The 16,295-nt window shown below is 33.6% G+C and carries 22 protein-coding genes; 4 read left to right on the top strand and 18 right to left on the bottom strand.

Annotated features, from left to right (window positions below):
• Positions 1–52 precede the first annotated feature (52 nt).
• Positions 53–1,066: a 3-isopropylmalate dehydrogenase gene (leuB, locus tag AC3OCB_RS09590; RefSeq protein WP_498342222.1), complete on the bottom strand. Its 1,014-nt coding sequence runs from the start codon at positions 1,064–1,066 to the stop codon at positions 53–55.
• A 16-nt stretch (positions 1,067–1,082) separates the two neighbouring features.
• Positions 1,083–1,673: a DUF447 domain-containing protein gene (locus AC3OCB_RS09585; RefSeq protein ID WP_498342221.1), complete on the bottom strand. Its 591-nt coding sequence runs from the start codon at positions 1,671–1,673 to the stop codon at positions 1,083–1,085.
• 6 nt (positions 1,674–1,679) lie between these two features.
• Here AC3OCB_RS09585 and AC3OCB_RS09580 point away from each other — a divergent pair, with 6 nt between their 5' ends.
• From AC3OCB_RS09580 to AC3OCB_RS09565, 4 genes are all read left to right on the top strand, one after another.
• Positions 1,680–2,273, top strand: a complete 594-nt coding sequence (locus AC3OCB_RS09580; RefSeq protein WP_498342220.1) for a hypothetical protein — start codon at positions 1,680–1,682, stop codon at positions 2,271–2,273.
• Between the two features lie 59 nt (positions 2,274–2,332).
• The gene (gene tnpA, locus AC3OCB_RS09575) at positions 2,333–2,743 is read left to right on the top strand and encodes an IS200/IS605 family transposase (protein ID WP_498342382.1); all 411 of its coding nucleotides are present in this window, start codon (positions 2,333–2,335) and stop codon (positions 2,741–2,743) included.
• Positions 2,730–3,998, top strand: coding sequence for an RNA-guided endonuclease InsQ/TnpB family protein (locus AC3OCB_RS09570; protein WP_498342218.1), 1,269 nt, complete (start codon positions 2,730–2,732; stop codon positions 3,996–3,998). The genes tnpA and AC3OCB_RS09570 overlap by 14 nt, the downstream gene beginning before the upstream one ends.
• A 94-nt stretch (positions 3,999–4,092) precedes the next feature.
• Positions 4,093–4,647 (top strand): hypothetical protein, encoded by a 555-nt coding sequence (locus tag AC3OCB_RS09565; protein ID WP_498342217.1) that lies wholly within the window; start codon positions 4,093–4,095, stop codon positions 4,645–4,647.
• A 66-nt stretch (positions 4,648–4,713) separates the two neighbouring features.
• Here the strand turns inward: AC3OCB_RS09565 and AC3OCB_RS09560 are convergent, their stop codons facing one another.
• From AC3OCB_RS09560 to AC3OCB_RS09485, 16 genes are all read right to left on the bottom strand, one after another.
• The gene (locus tag AC3OCB_RS09560; RefSeq protein ID WP_498342381.1) at positions 4,714–5,442 is read right to left on the bottom strand and encodes an HAD family hydrolase; all 729 of its coding nucleotides are present in this window, start codon (positions 5,440–5,442) and stop codon (positions 4,714–4,716) included.
• Positions 5,443–5,445: 3 nt separating this feature from the next.
• The gene (locus tag AC3OCB_RS09555; protein ID WP_498342215.1) at positions 5,446–7,659 is read right to left on the bottom strand and encodes an elongation factor EF-2; all 2,214 of its coding nucleotides are present in this window, start codon (positions 7,657–7,659) and stop codon (positions 5,446–5,448) included.
• Between the two features lie 691 nt (positions 7,660–8,350).
• Positions 8,351–9,046 carry a 3'-flap repair endonuclease Xpf gene (gene xpf / locus AC3OCB_RS09550; protein ID WP_498342213.1) on the bottom strand — a complete coding sequence of 232 codons (696 nt, stop codon included), beginning with the start codon at positions 9,044–9,046 and terminating at the stop codon, positions 8,351–8,353.
• 51 nt (positions 9,047–9,097) lie between these two features.
• A complete protein-coding gene (locus AC3OCB_RS09545; RefSeq protein ID WP_498342212.1) occupies positions 9,098–9,475 on the bottom strand; it encodes a prefoldin subunit beta in 378 nt (125 codons plus the stop codon).
• On the bottom strand, positions 9,472–9,699 hold the full coding sequence (locus AC3OCB_RS09540; protein ID WP_498342210.1) for a KEOPS complex subunit Pcc1: 228 nt from the start codon (positions 9,697–9,699) through the stop codon (positions 9,472–9,474). The genes AC3OCB_RS09545 and AC3OCB_RS09540 overlap by 4 nt, the downstream gene beginning before the upstream one ends.
• Positions 9,674–10,204, bottom strand: coding sequence for a Brix domain-containing protein (locus AC3OCB_RS09535; protein ID WP_498342209.1), 531 nt, complete (start codon positions 10,202–10,204; stop codon positions 9,674–9,676). Before AC3OCB_RS09535 ends, AC3OCB_RS09540 begins: the two co-directional genes overlap by 26 nt.
• Entirely contained in the window at positions 10,185–10,397 is a 213-nt protein-coding gene (locus tag AC3OCB_RS09530; RefSeq protein ID WP_498342208.1) for a 50S ribosomal protein L37ae, read from the bottom strand. The genes AC3OCB_RS09535 and AC3OCB_RS09530 overlap by 20 nt, the downstream gene beginning before the upstream one ends.
• Before the next feature lie 15 nt (positions 10,398–10,412).
• Positions 10,413–11,240 carry an exosome complex protein Rrp42 gene (gene rrp42 / locus AC3OCB_RS09525; protein ID WP_498342207.1) on the bottom strand — a complete coding sequence of 276 codons (828 nt, stop codon included), beginning with the start codon at positions 11,238–11,240 and terminating at the stop codon, positions 10,413–10,415.
• Between the two features lie 2 nt (positions 11,241–11,242).
• Positions 11,243–11,974, bottom strand: a complete 732-nt coding sequence (gene rrp41, locus AC3OCB_RS09520; protein WP_498342206.1) for an exosome complex exonuclease Rrp41 — start codon at positions 11,972–11,974, stop codon at positions 11,243–11,245.
• Complete coding sequence (rrp4, locus tag AC3OCB_RS09515) at positions 11,940–12,686, bottom strand: exosome complex RNA-binding protein Rrp4 (protein ID WP_498342205.1); 747 nt, start codon at positions 12,684–12,686, stop codon at positions 11,940–11,942. The genes rrp41 and rrp4 overlap by 35 nt, the downstream gene beginning before the upstream one ends.
• A 7-nt stretch (positions 12,687–12,693) precedes the next feature.
• Positions 12,694–13,395, bottom strand: a complete 702-nt coding sequence (locus AC3OCB_RS09510; RefSeq protein WP_498342204.1) for a ribosome assembly factor SBDS — start codon at positions 13,393–13,395, stop codon at positions 12,694–12,696.
• A 15-nt stretch (positions 13,396–13,410) separates the two neighbouring features.
• Entirely contained in the window at positions 13,411–14,136 is a 726-nt protein-coding gene (gene psmA / locus AC3OCB_RS09505) for an archaeal proteasome endopeptidase complex subunit alpha (protein ID WP_498342203.1), read from the bottom strand.
• A 93-nt stretch (positions 14,137–14,229) separates the two neighbouring features.
• Complete coding sequence (locus AC3OCB_RS09500; RefSeq protein ID WP_498342201.1) at positions 14,230–14,649, bottom strand: Rpp14/Pop5 family protein; 420 nt, start codon at positions 14,647–14,649, stop codon at positions 14,230–14,232.
• Positions 14,636–15,181, bottom strand: a complete 546-nt coding sequence (locus AC3OCB_RS09495; protein ID WP_498342200.1) for an RNase P p30-like protein — start codon at positions 15,179–15,181, stop codon at positions 14,636–14,638. Before AC3OCB_RS09495 ends, AC3OCB_RS09500 begins: the two co-directional genes overlap by 14 nt.
• Positions 15,156–15,599 (bottom strand): RNA-binding domain-containing protein, encoded by a 444-nt coding sequence (locus AC3OCB_RS09490; RefSeq protein ID WP_498342199.1) that lies wholly within the window; start codon positions 15,597–15,599, stop codon positions 15,156–15,158. Before AC3OCB_RS09490 ends, AC3OCB_RS09495 begins: the two co-directional genes overlap by 26 nt.
• Positions 15,596–16,243 (bottom strand): 50S ribosomal protein L15e, encoded by a 648-nt coding sequence (locus tag AC3OCB_RS09485; RefSeq protein WP_498342380.1) that lies wholly within the window; start codon positions 16,241–16,243, stop codon positions 15,596–15,598. The genes AC3OCB_RS09490 and AC3OCB_RS09485 overlap by 4 nt, the downstream gene beginning before the upstream one ends.
• Positions 16,244–16,295 lie beyond the last annotated feature (52 nt).

The raw sequence follows: 16,295 nt of genomic DNA, 5'->3' as shown, positions 1-16,295 counted from the left end.
AGATAATTTAGTTCACCGTTATAATAGATTAAAATTCCGCTTTAAAAACCTTTTAACTTAGCTTATTGAAGATCTCATTAATCATATCATCAGTAGTTCCATTTCCACCTACGTCAGGCGTAAGAACTTTTTTCTCTCTATACACTTGATGTATAGCATTTTCTAGAGCTTTTGCCGCTTTTAAATATTTGTCGTCATTTGATAGTTGATGCATTCTTTCATACATCATAACTACTGACAGTAAGAAGGCAGTAGGATTACCGATATTTTTGCCTGCAATGTCAAACGCTGCCCCATGTACTGGCTCAAATAATGATTTTTTATCTCCAAGATTAGCAGAAGGTGCTATCCCTAAGCTCCCTGCTATTTGACTTGCTTCATCGCTTAAAATGTCTCCATATACATTCTCAGTAACTATAACGTCGAACATCTGTGGATTTCTTACTAGGTTAGCTGCTGCAGCGTCAACATACATTTCAGAATACTCAACTTTTCCTTTTAAGATACTTCTGCAAGTTTCAGCAAATAACCCGTCTGTCACTCTCATTACATTTGCTTTATGTACACATGTAACTTTTTTGTGTCTTTGCAAAGCGTAATTTAACCCCACTTTTGCAATTCTCTGTGACGCAAATCTAGTTATAACTTTCATTCCAATGGTTACTCCGTCAGATGCTATGTATTCGAAACCTTTGTATAAATCCTCTGTATTCTCTCTTACTATTAGTATATCTACATTTCCGAACTTAGTATCAATTCCGGGTAATGATTTTGCAGGTCTGATATTTGCATACATGTCATACATCAGTCTTAATTTTACTATCACATCGACCGCAGATTCTCCTACGGGTCCTTTAAGTATTATATCTGCTTTATCTATAATTTTCAAGCTTTCTTTTGGCAATGGTTCTCCATATCTAGCTAAAGCTCTGTCACCAGCCTCAACTTCAGTATATTCTATTGGTAAAGAGTACATTTCATTAAGTTTAGCTAAAATTCTCTTAGATTTAGATACTATTTCCGGTCCTATTCCATCGCCCTGTATGAGAGCAACAGTGAAAGACATATATCTTTTTGAGATCTTAGATTTTTAACCCTTTCTGTGAAAATAATTCCATTATTTTTGAGACATTTTTTATACTCTCGGGGCTAGTTTTACGAATAATTTCAATCTCGTATCTGATAATTGGTAAATATTTTTCAATTTCCTGTTTGGTATAAATATCTAATCTTGAAACATGAACTAGCAAATCTATTAACATAGAATTACCTCTGTTAAAAGCAGTAAAATATTCGCTATATTTTTTATAATTTATAACCTCATAAAAGAAATATGTAGGATCTTCTATTTTCTCATATTTACATGAAGCTATTAGAGTAACTCCTTTTTCTAAGATCGGAATGTCATCAACAAAGGAATTAACTTTTACAGAACCAAAAAAAGAATCAAAGAACAAATTAGGATCATGTATAATATTGATGCTACATTTTGACTTTTTTAAAAGATTAGAAAATGTTATAGTATTTCTATATATTTTTGATTTTAATATATTACCTTCTTTTATAATTCCCACAGGGGCTAAGTTTGGCTTTTCTCCATTAGATCCTAAAATTACCTCATAAATTCCATCGCTCGGGAATATATTATTTAATACATTAGCTAGTGTATTCATAATTTAATGCTGTTTAGTAGAGTTAAAGAGCTTTCGAAATTTGGAGAACTTATAGCAGGAGATAAAAAAGAACGCCTTGTAATAGATAAAATAAAGGAATTCTTTGAAGAAAAGGAAGATGTTCAAACCTATGTCTATCCTCAAAATGTTTTATATTGGGAGCAAAAAGAAATAGAGATAGAATGTGAAGGAAATAAAGTAGAATCTATTGCAATGCCATATTCCCCTTCAATAGACATTGAAACAACTAACTATAAAGTAATAAAATTGAATGGTTTACTTGAAATAAATAAATATTACCACTTATATAAAGATAAACTATTAATTTTTACTTTAGATAATTATATGAGAAAGTTTGTTTTAAAAAATGGTAAACTTCTTTCACATTTACCTCAACCTCCACCAGAGATACCTGCTTTTTATGTGAGAGAAAAAGACATTCCTAGTATTAAAGGGAATTGTCGTTTTTATTTAAAATCGAAATTTAGGGAATCAACCGGATACACAATTGAGGCAATTCAGCCCGGTAGATCTGAAGAAAAAATTTATGTTACAAAAGATGAAAGCCTCGCCTTTCAAGGCGGGGATGAAAACTTATAAAGTATGCATCATTTAATATATTCTAGGGACTAGCTGTGGAGGACAACCCTCAAGCGAAGATGAAAATTAAAAGCACAAGGTATGCAAAGTATTGGTGTGCCTACCACTTTATATGGATCCCAAAGTATGGTAGGGATATACTTGTTGGTGAGGTTGCCGAATATACTAAAAGAATCATAAACCAAATCATCACTGAACTAGGCTGTGAAAACCTAGCTTTAGACGTTATGCCTGATTATATCCACGTTTTTGTTTTATGTCCTCCACGGCTAGCCCCAGCCTATGTAGTAAAGTATCTTAAGGGTAAGAGTGCTAGGAAAATTCTGCAAAAGTTTCCTCAACTTAAAGTTAGAGTTAAAAATGGTAAACTGTGGAGTAGAGACTATTTTGTAGCTACAGAAGGAAATGTCACTTCTGATATTATTAAAAAATATGTTGAGGAGCAGTGGTTGAGAAATGAAGAGGACTAGCGTTGTAAAACTAGTGCCCGATAAAGACACTGAAGCTAAGTTGAAAGCTTTATGCAGTTTGTCATCAAAGCTATGGAATGAAGTTAATTACGTCAGAAGGATTCAGTTTTTCGGGAACAAAGGTGTTAATTTAAAAACAACGTATAAAGAGTTCCAAGAAAAATACAAGAAACTAATAGGTATTGTCACAGCCCAACAAGTCCTAAATAAGAACAACCAAGCTTGGAGCAGTTTCTTCAGAGAGTTGAAGGAAAAGAAAGATGGAGGTTTACCTGGTTTCATAAAGAAAGTAAACCCTCCAGGTTATAAAAAGAAAGGGAAAAGCAGAAAACTATGGGTCGTAATAAGAAACGACCAATACGAGATAATGAAAAACAAAATCATTATTAAATGGTTAGGAGCAATTGGTAGGATAGAAGTAGAATATTCTGGTTTAGTTCATTTGAAGGGAAAACAAGGAACATTAGAGATTCATTATGACTCAGGCACTAAAACATGGTATGCACACATCTCTTTTGAAGTCGAAGAGAAAGCTGTTAGAGGTATATGGAGAGAAGTTCCCCTAACTCCTAAAGGTAATCTAAGAGCTGGGATTGATTTAGGAGTAAATAACTTAATGGCTGTATATGTTGAAGACGGAGCATCAGCGTTAGTGAACGGTAGACCTCTAAAGTCAATTGTACACTATGTTAGAGAAAAAGTCTCCGAATATCAGAGTAAAATAAACAAACTCGGTATCAAAATAACGCATAAACTCAGACTGCTATATCAAAGAGGAAGAAGACAAGCAAAGAGCTATATAGATGCTCAAGTTAGAAGGGTTGTTGAGAGGCTCTATAACATCGGAGTTTCAACAATTTATGTTGGCTATCCTAAGTACATTGCCCAACAGAAAGGTAATTTCAACGTCTCTAACGTTTGGAGTTATGGTTATGTGATTGAGAGATTGACAGAGGTAGCTGAAGAGTATGGGATGAAAGTTGAAGAAGTCGATGAAGCATATACCTCAACAACTTGTCCAGTTCACGGTGATTCTTGTGGGAAAAGGATTGTTAGAGGTCTATTCAAGTGCTTCAAATTAAACAAAGTGTTTAATGCCGATGTCGTTGGTGCTTTTAACATTTTGAGAAAATCCATATCCCCGAGTCCTCGGAAGGGGATAGGGGTAATAGGCTGGAGACCCAGCCTGGTGGTGAATGGAAAGAGATATACCACCAAACCAATGAAACGCACTAAAGGAATGCCCGGACTTTAGTGCGGGGAGGAGGTCAGATCTGATATCATTTACTGCAGAAGAAAGCGGTTGTTTCTTTTCAAGTTTTTCTTGGGCGTGCGGGTCTTTCTATTTTTTGAAAAATAAAAAATTAGACAATACTCGACTTGTAATAAGCCTTGATAATGTAACACAAAATTCTAGGTACTATGTCACTCCAGGTTTGTCTAAGTACTTTCCTAACAGTGTTTCATCTCCTTCAGCATATTCAGACTCATATAATTTCTTAAAGCTAGGAATACCTACTGTTACCGTCTCCGATACAAGATATCCTTATTATCATTCTGAAGCGGATATTGTGAATAATGACGAGAACTTTGAGCCAATTATAAAATTTTTTAACAATAATTTACTAAATGGCAACATCCAAATAAATCTGGAAGAATTAAAAAATAATATAATAGGATTAAGGATACCACTGGAACTAAAAATCGTTGCATTAAACCTTATAGAAAAGAATAAGTACAGTGATTTGTTGAAATTTTATGGAGGCATATTAGATTTTAGTATTAGCATAATAGAGCCCTATATCTTTCATAAAATTGTTGGGCTTCAAAAAGCTTACGATGAGGATTTCGTAGCCATAGAAGATTTTGATGAATTTACAAATCCATGTGAAAATGAGGAATGAAAAAAGAATAGAGAAAAATATTTCTCATATTTGCAAAATACAATTTCTAAAGAATACCTTTCCGAATTAGAAAATCTCTTCTAATTGTTTTAGATTTTGAACTACAAAATCTGCATATAGCTCTGCATATTTCACTTTACTGTTTCTATCCACTAATATTGAGTATAAACCAGCTTTTTTCGCTGCTAAACAATCTTTTACGGGGTCGTCTCCTACCATAACGCAATTATTTGTTGAAAGGTTTAGTTTTTCACAAGCCATTATGAATGGTTGAAGATTAGGTTTCGGTTTTATGTTGTTTTCTCCACTAACTAGTATAACATCAAAGTAAGAAATTAAAGGAAATTTGTTCAGTCTCTGCTTTTTATCTCCCCATTCTCCGTCACTATTTGTTATAATGCCCAACTTGAAGCCCTTCCTTTTTAGGTACTCAATTGCATCCAATGCATCATCATATGGCTGATTATTCCCTGCGATGCTCCAATATATCTGTGTCCACTCATATAGGTCTTCCATTTCGGCCTTGATGTTATATTTCTTTAAAACTTCTTCCCACCATACTCTTCTATCATAAATGCCTTCCTCATCAAGTTTTTTAGAAGTTTCAAGGAGTGACTTAAATAATTCATTCTCATCAAGGTTCCTATTAGGATAGTTCTCCTTAACATAATCTAATATATCATTTGCCACGCTTTTTAATGCTTTAATAGAAAGCTCTTCAAAAGAGACAAGCGTATTATCAAAGTCAAAAAATATAGCTTTTACATCTTTAAAAATGTTAAACTCTTCCATAATATTTCACGCTAGGAAGTCTTCTACTTTGGGTAGTTGTTTAGGTAGTCCTTTTCTCTCCCTAATCTTCATTACTAGGTCTATAAGTAAGCTATCTGGAACTGGTGCCCATTTACTGAACTCTGTTCCCCAGAATGCTCTTCCAGCACTAGCGGCCCTTAGTTCGCTAGCTAATTCATATGACTCAGATACTGGGATTTCTGCAGTTATTCTAGCAACATTTCCTACTTGTGACATATTAAGTATTTTCCCTCTCTTTCTCGTAATTACTCCACTAACGTTGCCTACAAAATCCATTGGAACTCTAATATCAAGCTTCTGCAATGGTTCTAATAATGTTGGTTTTGATGTTAGGAATCCTGCATATATCGCGTTTCTTACTGCTGGATACAATTGTGCTGGACCTCTATGTGCTGGATCTTCATGAATTACTGAGTCATGAAGGACTACTTTCAATCCTCTTATAGGCTCATGCGCTAATGGTCCTTCTTTCATTGCTAACCTAAATCCTTGAAGTATAGTATCCATTACTTCTCTCAAGTGTTGGACACCGCTTGTTGCGTTTACGAATACGTTGATATTTTCATCAATTGCTATAATCTTCTTGGCTTCGTCGTAGTCCCATCCAGCTTGATCTCTAAGTATCTTAGCCATTTCTTTATTATCCATATCTTCTTTTATTGTACCGTTTGCGATTAGCTCTATTGTCTGGTCATTTAATGGCTCAACACTAATGTATAATTTGTTGTGTTTGTTGGGTGATTTTCCTTCGAATACCTGGCTCTTTGCTCTTATACTTTCTCTGTATACTACGATCGGTGGTGACGTTACTACATCTACTCCATAATTCTCTTTTAGTAATTGTAATGAAACTTCTAAATGCAAGAATCCCATACCAGAAAGTAAATACTCGCCAGTCTCTTCATTTATTTTGACTAGTAAGTTTGGATCTTCTATGCTAAGCTTTCTTAGTGCATCAATCATTTTGCTGAGGTCTTTAGGATTCTTTGGCTCTACTGATATAGTAACTACTGGTTCAGAAACATAATGTAACGACTCAAATGATCCAAGGTTCATGTCTTTAAACTTTATATCTACAGCAGTTTCACCAGATCTTGCTTGATCCATTCCTAATGCTGCTGCAATATTACCTACTGGAATTTCTTCTGCTAGCTCTCTGGTTTGTCCCATGTATAAGCTTACTTGTAATATCCTTTGTTCTCTTTTTGCGTTAACTAGCCATACTTCTTCACCTGATCTAAGAGTACCCGAGAATACTCTTCCAGTTGCTACTAATCCTGCATGAGGATCAACCTTCATATCACTAATCATCATAACTATTGGTCCATTAGGATCAGCATTAATCATAGATTTTACTAATTCATTATCTAAATCTCCTTTCCATATCTTTGGTATTCTATATTTCTGAGCGTCTCTCGGATTTGGTACGAATTTGATTACAGTTTCTAATAAAGCCTCATGTATTGGTGCCCTGTTTGCTAACTCTTCTACCTTCGACTTATCTCCACCAGAGTAAGCGGTAACTATATCTGAAAACTTGACACCTTTCTTCTGTGCTATTGGTACACTAAATCCCCATTTATCTTTTGCAGATCCGAAGACTACGTTTCCTAATTCGGGTTTAATTCTCCATGCTTCCTTATATTCTGGCTCTGCGTACATCTCGATTAGATTGTTAATCTCTACTATCATATCTACTAATTTTTTCTGAATCTCCTGTGAGCTTAATTTCAATTCTTTGACAAGTCTGTCTACTTTATTTATGAAAAGTATAGGTCTTACTCTTTCTTCAAGGCTTTGTCTAAGTACAGTTTCTGTTTGTGTCATTATTCCTTCTACTGCATCGACAACAACTATAGAGCCATCTAAAATTCTAAGGCTCCTTGTTACTCTACCGCTAAAGTCCACATGCCCTGGAGTATCAATTAAGTTAATAACGTATCCTCTTCCTTCACTTTCGTGGTATAAGCTTACGTTTGCTGCTTTAACAGTAATACCTCTTTGTTGTTCTACGGTTAGGTAGTCTAAGGCTAATGCCTCACCGGCTACTTTCTGAGAAATTATTCCGGATGCAGCTAATAAAGTATCACTTGTTGTTGTCTTACCGTGATCTACATGGGCTATAATCCCAATATTTCTTACTCTCTCAATATCTTTCATTAAGCTAAGGACTTGCTCTACTGTTTTATATCTAGGCAAGGTCTAAATCACCAGTTTGTATTTAGTAACTCAACTTTAAGATATTAAAGTGTAATGGGTTTCAGTACGTAGACTTCTTTCAGTAAGTTTAGCTACTTTTTTTTTCCTCAATTAATATCATTATCACATTAATTAAAATACAAAGGGAAAAACAAAACGCTTTTCTTTTATTAGCCTTATATTTCGTTGTTAGAAAGTAACTATTATTTGGTAGACATTATGTTAAATATGATTAAAAAGACGAAGTGTCGTTACTATACGTAAAGACTAACAATCATCCGAGTAATTAGAGACTTTATTTTATAGAAATTTATGTTAAGCATGACTTATTTAAATATGAAATAAATCCTCACCTAGAAATTAGAAAGAAATAAAGTAGTAATTTCTTAAAGAAATTCTTCAGGATAAAGAGAGTTCTATGTAGTAACTTACTATTTATACAATAAGACATATATCACACAAGAGCTTCAAAAAAATAAAGAAATAAATCCATTTTGGATTAATTTTCATAACTGTTGTATAATGACTAGGTTTGTCAAAATCTTCTAATCGTATTTAATGTCCTAGGATACTTAATTGTTCTTTGTGATTAGTCGATCTAGTTCTCTTTTAAGATCTTTCCCCTACGTTGCCCTTATTGGAAGTAGTCATATTCATTATTAAAAGAAATAATTAGTACTCCTTATTCAATTTACAAGAAATCAAGGAGAGACTTTTTATTATTTTCATCGTTGTTTTTCTTTTCATTTTTATTATAAGCAGTATGTATGATTTTATATATTTCTTCAGCTTTTTTCCTACTCTCAAGAGCTTTTTCTAAATCCGAAATAGAAGCTGTACAGATTTTCTCTATGCTACCAAATTTTTCCAATAATCTCTCTGCTAGTTTACTTCCTATCTGTGGAAAAGCCTCTACAACATAGAGTTGCATGTCTTTAATATTTTCGAATTTAGGTTTTTCGTGTAAGCTAAAACCTTTCTTACTTTCTTGTGCGCTTCTTTCTGCTATTTTGTATATGATTTCAGCAGTTTCAGTTCTATCATTCGAATATATAACTCTAAGGTCAAAATCAACTATTGCAGAAACCAAAGCAGAATTAATAGCTTTCCAACGGCTTGTTATCTTTCTTATTTTTTCGGTATCTCCCTCAATTAGTATAAATGGTCTGGGATAGACCTCGCTTAATCTACTCAGCTGATCGAAGAATCGTTTATCAAATACTGAACTAATTAAGTCTTCTACACTTTTTCTTTCAATTGCTATTTCACTTGATATCACATAGTCTCCTACAGATAAATTATCTAAAATAACAATAACACCTTTCTCCTTGATTAAATCTGGTATACCACTATTTTTTTCACGATAGTCAGCATAAATTCTTAACATTGAATAACTTTTTACGTAAAATCCTATAAAATGCTTGTGTTAAAAAAGGTCTTATGCCTTAATTGTTCCTCCACTTTGCGGATAGTATTTAGCAAGAAGTTCATTCACTTTCTTTTGTAGATCTTCTAGTTGAGTTCTAAGAAGATTCTCTTGTTTCTGATAGGTCTTTGATCTTAATTCAAGAAGTTCTTTCCTATCATTTAGTTCCTTCTGTATAGCTTCTTTGTCAGTTTTAACTAATAAATTTCCTACAATTTTGTAAACAGGAGTTCCTGCAGCCAGCTGTGATAATTCTTGTAGTATTTTGTTTATCTCTCTCAATTCACCATCTATCACATTTTTTTCAGTAAGTAATCTATTAAGCTGGTCTTGTAACTGCTGTAATTTTACTAATTGAGTTTGAAGTTCTGGGGGTATTCTTTCTGTCATTTGTTGTTCACCCTTTTTATTGTCTCCATTATTGTGTATATCCAAGATATATAAGAATTCATTATAGCTCTTCCTCTACTTAATGACTGAGGTCTAATTATAATCTCAGATCTTTCCTTATTTACTTTGACAACCTTACTGTCTACACTCTCTTGTAATATTGAATTAAACAATAATGTCCTTTCCTCATCCGTTCCCTCAATAGTTATTTTGATCTCTATCATATAATGCAAATCTTATTATAGGCCCTAAAATCTTATCATCTCTTAGGAATTTTAACTCAAAAATCTTCTTATCATTTCTATATACATATTGACCAAAAGCGTATACATCACAATTCTGTATTGATGTATACCCTAAATCCAAAAGCAAACTCCTTATTTCATCATTATCTATTTTCCCTAAGCATCCTCTTTTAACAATTGTTCTAGATAAATTTAATTCTGTAAGTAAAGTAACACCTTCAATTTTGAGAGAATATTTGACAAAATTAGTTAATAAATCATAAACTTTAAGTCTACCCGGATTTCCTTTTATAACGTCTACCATTACAAGATATTTGGCTTGTGCATATAAAGATCTAGAAAGTATACTTTCTAAGCTTTGTCTTCCTCTATTAACTTTTATAGAATAAGGAAATAAAGCAACTAATTCATTTAAAAAACGTCTTACTCTTAAGGGCGCGTCACGACTCGTCGTAAAAATAACTTCAATATGGGGTATAGGCAAGCCCTGCCCACTTAGCACCGCACTTTTCACAGTACCATATACCAGAAGCTATCCTAACTACTTTTCCAGTTGTTTTACAAACTGGACATTGATGATCTTGGTATCTTTTTTCCATTATTTCTTTCCATTTCTTTCTTGTAGATGATCCATATCTAGCTCCAAATCTACCAGCAATCCCAGTTGTTTTACCCATTATACTTCACCATATCTAAATGTTAAGTTGCTTTTTAAGCTCTTCGAACAATTTTTGTGATGCAGTTCTAGCCAAGTTTTCTGCCATATCGACTTCTTGTAAACTAAGACTTCCAAAACTAGATTTTTGCATTCCAACTATTCTTCCATCTTGGACATATGAGAATGAAACTTTTACGTCAGCTATATTTTCCTCGTCTAAATTAGGATCCACAACTAGGTATTTGCCTATCTTTGCTACAGTGGTCGTAACGACAGGGTAATTAATTGGTATAATATCTGTCTTTTCTTCTTTTAAAATCTTAATATTCTCTCCATCTACTTCTACTTTAGGAAGCTTTGTATTATATAGAGCTGATACTGCTGCCAATGTACAAGCATCTAAAATATTTCCTCCGTAATCTAGGACATAGACATCTACCCATGCTGTCCACACTTTTTTCCCTGGTACTATAACTAACTTAGAAAGGTCCACAGCTTTTGAATCTCTGAGACTTCTATCTACAACTCTTGCTAATTCTACTGCATTTTCATCTGGTGGCCCAAGTTCAAATGTTTCATAGGCCAATGGTAAAAGCTCAACATTTACTACTAAGTTACCTTGATTTGGCGTATCTGGAAAAGGCTCTTCTTCTTCCAATTTAACTCCTGCTAAAACCATTGTATCTCCAAGTTTAACTAAGGCTGAGCCTTCTGCTTTCTTAGCATAATTCAAAGTAACCGATAATTGTCTATAGTCAGTAGGTTTTCTTCCATCTATTCTTACTCCTTTTTCCAAAGCATTTATTATATTTTCTTTCTTTAAAATTGAAGTCACATTTGTATTAGATGGTGTAATTGACATATTTACTCCTCCTTATACTCAGCATATTTACTCTTTATTGCTTCTCTTTGAAGATTATAAATGGTTTCTATACCTTTCTGGGCCATTTCTAAGCCTTGTCTAAACTCTTGTGGCGTCATATTTCCATTTAGCTGGAGCAACGCTACTTGCTTTAGTGATGGCATTAAAGCAATAGGCATATCTGCTTCTCCCCACATATCTTCTGGTTCGTTTAAATCAAGGACGAGCACGCCATCAGCCTTTCCTACAGCAACTCCTGCTATTAAATCTCTCATTGGGATTCCCGCATCAGCTAAAGCCATGGAGGCAGACATTAATGATACTAATCTTGTTCCTGCATCTGCCTGTAGTACTTCCATAAATATATCAATAACTGTTCTAGGGAATAGTTCAACTAGAATTGTTGATTCTAGTGCTTCTCTTATTACTTTTGATAACTCTATTTCTCTTCTGCTTGGCGCTGGATTCTTTCTTTCATCAGTTGAAAAAGGCGTCATATGATATCTTACTCTTAGTACCGCTCTATCAGGCAAAGCCAGATGCCTAGGATGCATTTCTTTTGGTCCATATACAGCAGCTATAACTTTTGTATTCCCCATTTCAAAGATTGCGGAGCCATCAGCGTTTTTTAGAACTCCAAGTTCTATTTTTATTGGTCTCATTTCGTCTGGCTTTCTTCCGTCTAGTCTAAGCCCGTTATCAAGTATTAGCCGAGGTTTCTGCAGTTGTATCATTTTTATTCTCACCTAATTTTTCTCTCAGAAACTTTCTTATTTTTTCTGTTAGTCCTTTTATATGTGATTCTTTCTCAATTAGTTCAATTGCACTAATTAGTGCTTCTTCAATTGTTTTGTTTGCACAATTAGCTAATATTCTACCATTTTGAGCAACGAGAATTTCACAACCCGTTTCTCCAGTTAAGGTATCTAACATGCTTTTATTTTTCCCTATAACCCTTGGTACTTTTATTGGCGGTATATCTATTACTATACCATTTGTGACTCTTCCCAAGTTTTTCCCTTTAACTGATAAAATAGGATTTACTGTTCTATCATAGGTTTCTATTTTCGCAACTACATAGTCTCCAAGATTTAAATATCTTCTTAGGTCTTCTCCAGGGCTAACAGATCTTCCTAATAATGCCGAAGCAGGTAAATAAGCTGAATAAGGTGATTTTATATCCAAAACCCATCCATAAATTTCAACGTCTTCTACTAAACCTATAACAGTATCGCCTACTTTAGGAAAATATCTATGTCCTTCAAGAGGAATGATCTCGAATAAGTTTTCCTTTACTTCTAACAATCCAGTAATAGACGAATAATACTTATTGCCAACTTTATAGTAATATGGGGACCAGGGTATTTGGAAATCTCCCTCTGCAATTAGTTCCCCTGGAGTTACTACACTTCTATCTTCGAAATATATTTTATTTGTACTAGACATTTTTACCTCACTTAACTTGAAGTATTTTTACTTCTACTTCTCCTTTGGTTAAAGAATTTAACTTATCTATAAGTTCTTGTTGCATACCAGCTGGTATTTCTAGCTCTGCAATTAATGTTCCATCACTAAGCCAATTAGACTTCTTTACTTCGCCCAAATTATGAAGCTGTGATTTAACCCTAGAACTATACTTTGGGTCTACTTTAATTTCTACTAGGGCTTTTGCTACCTTGATCGGAATAATTTTAGCTATTTCTTTGATTATCTGGAGAGCTTGCCCTTCTATATCTTTATTCGCATCTATCTGAACTTTTGCTTGCTCCATTGCCATTTCAATTCTAGTCCTAGGTATGGGTAAATGAGTCTTAGGATCTATTGCATTTCTTGATATATAATCAATGACTTGTTTTCTTTTATTTTCTAATAATTCTTTCCTTTGCTCAGCAGTGACTTGTATTTCTCCTTTTAATATTATTTGCCTGGCAACTTCTTCAAAGTCTGTAGTTCCAAAAGCTTTCTTTAATGCAGAAGGAGAAGCTTTTAAACCTTTTTTGACATCTTTAAAAATTTCATCAGAAACAACTACATCTGATAAACTTATACTTTTCCCGCTCTTTAATTCATTAGCTTCCTTTGGTTTTACTAAAATTTCAAACCTTTCACCGGCATGCTCGTATCTTGCAATTACATATTCCTCTTTTTTAGTCATGAAATAAGTCTCACCTCATAATTTTTGCAAAATAGAAGCTCTTTCCTCAAAGCTCATCTTTCTGAACAATCCAGTTTTGCTATCAGCATACCCTATTTCAAGGTTGGACGGCGCTAGTTTTTCATTAGGTTTCAATGTAGATGCTAATGCTCTTACTGCTAGTAGAATAGTATCTTCCATACTTAAATCATCTCTGTAATTTTTCTCAAAGTATTCTGTTGCAGTATATCCTCCTTGACCTATCGCTACAGCGTAATATGGCATAAATTGACCGCTAGGTTCTGTCATTAATAGTTTCGGTACTCCTCTATCAATACCACCAATTATTAATGCGACACCAAAAGGTCTTACTCCGCCGTGTTGTGTATACATCTGTTTTACGTCTGAAACTACTTTTGTCAAGTAATCTATGTTAATTGGTTCATCATAAATTAACCTATGTTGCAAGGCTTGTGATCTAGCATAGTCAATTAATACCCTTCCATCAGAGGCTAAACCTGCAAAACTGCATCCAACATGATCATCTATCATAAATACTTTTTCTATACTATCTACATCAAGTAACTGTGTAGCCTTTCTTTTTTCTCCAATTAGTACTACACCAGACTTTGTTTTTACTCCTAGAGTTGTCCATCCTTTCTTTACTGCCTCAAAGGCATAATCTACTTGATATAACGAACCATCTGGTGAAAATATTGTTATTGCTCTATCATATCCCATAGCTGCTGGACCGAATGCCAAATTTGTTCTCCCTAATATCTACATAATAATTATTGTTAAAAAGTGTTATCAGTTCGTCGCGTGCTCATCATACTCCAGTCTGGAGCGGCGTCATCATTTAATTCCTATTAGTTTCTTGGCTCTTTTTAAACTTCCGGTAGTTCTTCTTGGTACAAGAAGAACATGTTTATTCTGAACTTTTGCTAAGGGTAAACTAGCTATTAGTATTTTGTAGCCACTTCTGTTGGTCGAGACTATTCCGTGATTCTGGTAAATCATAATAACTTTAGGGTTAGCAATCTCTAACCATAATTTTCCTCCAAGTTCTTTTATGGCGTTTCTGATCGATTCTTCTATCTCCTTTAGCTCTATGTTATCCTGTGATATTATGTCAAAAATTACATATCTCTTAGCTCTTATGTCTCTTTTATTCTTTATTTTTTTAATATAGATAATTTTTGTTCTATACGATAAGATAACTAAAACAGTTAGAGCAGAAAGCCAAAGGATTACTATCAAATCAAAAATGTTCATCTTTCGAAATTAACTTTTGTGGTGAAAAATAAATCCATTTTATTGCTTCTTCTTCATCTGCACCGTGAGTGACAAGAAGATCTATTTTAGCCAAAGGTGGCCATATTTCATCAAAATTATTAGCGCAAGAAGAAAATAATGGATACATGATCCATCTATAAGACCATGTGATAATTTTCCTTAGGACAAAAGAGTTAAAATTATGTAGTTGTACCTCTACTGGTTTATCATACTGTCTAATTAAACTTAACATTGTTTTTTTGAATAGGTGAAGATTATCAGAAGAAAGAATTATACTAGACACCTTATCATTTATTATAGCATATTTTAAAGCATCTATACTTAATGGCTTTACAAATACTAGAGCTTTAGGATTTGTTTTAAGAAAGTTGGTTATACTTCTAGAGTTTTTTGCGATTATTGTTATTCTTTTTTGACCAATTAAGCCGTCTTCTGAGAAAAAATAGTCGTATCCTACTATTTTTAATATATTAAATAACTTCGAGTTAAGTACGCATGGTTCTACTAGCAATCTTTTTCAGCTCTTCTTTAAGCTCCTCCGTTACTTTCCCTTTAAAACTCATAACTATCTTTATCACATCATCGCTATCTTTTATACTAATTTTTTTCTCTGCAATTAATCTTTGTTTGTCTATTCTTAAATGTAATTTACTTCCATCTAGTCTTTCATTAAGAGTAGATAAAAGAAATATTATGTCAGCATTATCTAATGATTTAAATATTTTATCTACTAATTCATTTGCATTTTTCCCTGCCAATTTATACTCTATTATCGAGATAGAATTTCCAAAATACCCTTCTACTTTTCTTTCAGAGATATCTGCTGTATTTAGAATATTACCAAAAAAATCAATTAGTGAACCGATTATCTTATTTTTATCTTCTGTTTCATGACAAAATATAGTGATTGAAATAGTAGAGAGCTTCATTTCCCGGGTACTTTCTTATAATTCTGTATTCTATAATATTTGTTCGCTTCATGACCTTTTTTGAGCTCTCTTTCTTTTTGTTTCTTCTTCCATTTTTGTTTAATAGTTCCTTTAAGTCCTCTACTCTTTCTTAACCCTCTCACTTTCTTACCTGATGAGGTAAGCCCTCTAAACACTCTTTTCCTATTTGCAGGATCCTGTAACCATTTAAGATTAGGATCAGATTTAATCACTGGATGACTAGGATCAACCATAACTATTTCATAGTACTTGTACATACCATCTTCTCCAACATAATAGCTTCCTAATACTTCCAAATTAGGAAACTTTCTAGCCGCTTTTTCCTCTGCTATCCATTTGTATCCTTTAGAGGGACCGTAACCATAAACTCCCATCCTTTTCGGTCTTCTTCCACTATTAGGTCTTGGTTTATTCATTCCTCCTCTTCTTACCCTCACTCTAACAACGATAAAACCTTGTTTAGCCTTATACCCTAATTCTCTTGCTCTGTTTAATCTTGTAGGATTATCAATTCTTGTTATTGCGGGCTCCCTTCTCCACTCAATTAGTCTTTGTCTGAGAACTTTGCCCCAGTCCTCTGATTGCCAAGTTTGTTCTATATAATTATACATTGATGAGGTCATTATTCTTCTAATCATTAAATGAGCAACTACTTAATAAATGTGTTTCTCCACT

The sequence above is a fragment of the Sulfurisphaera sp. genome (genome assembly GCF_059755235.1).
Note: the sequence above shows the minus strand (reverse complement) of the source record. Positions and strands in the feature narration are given on the sequence as shown.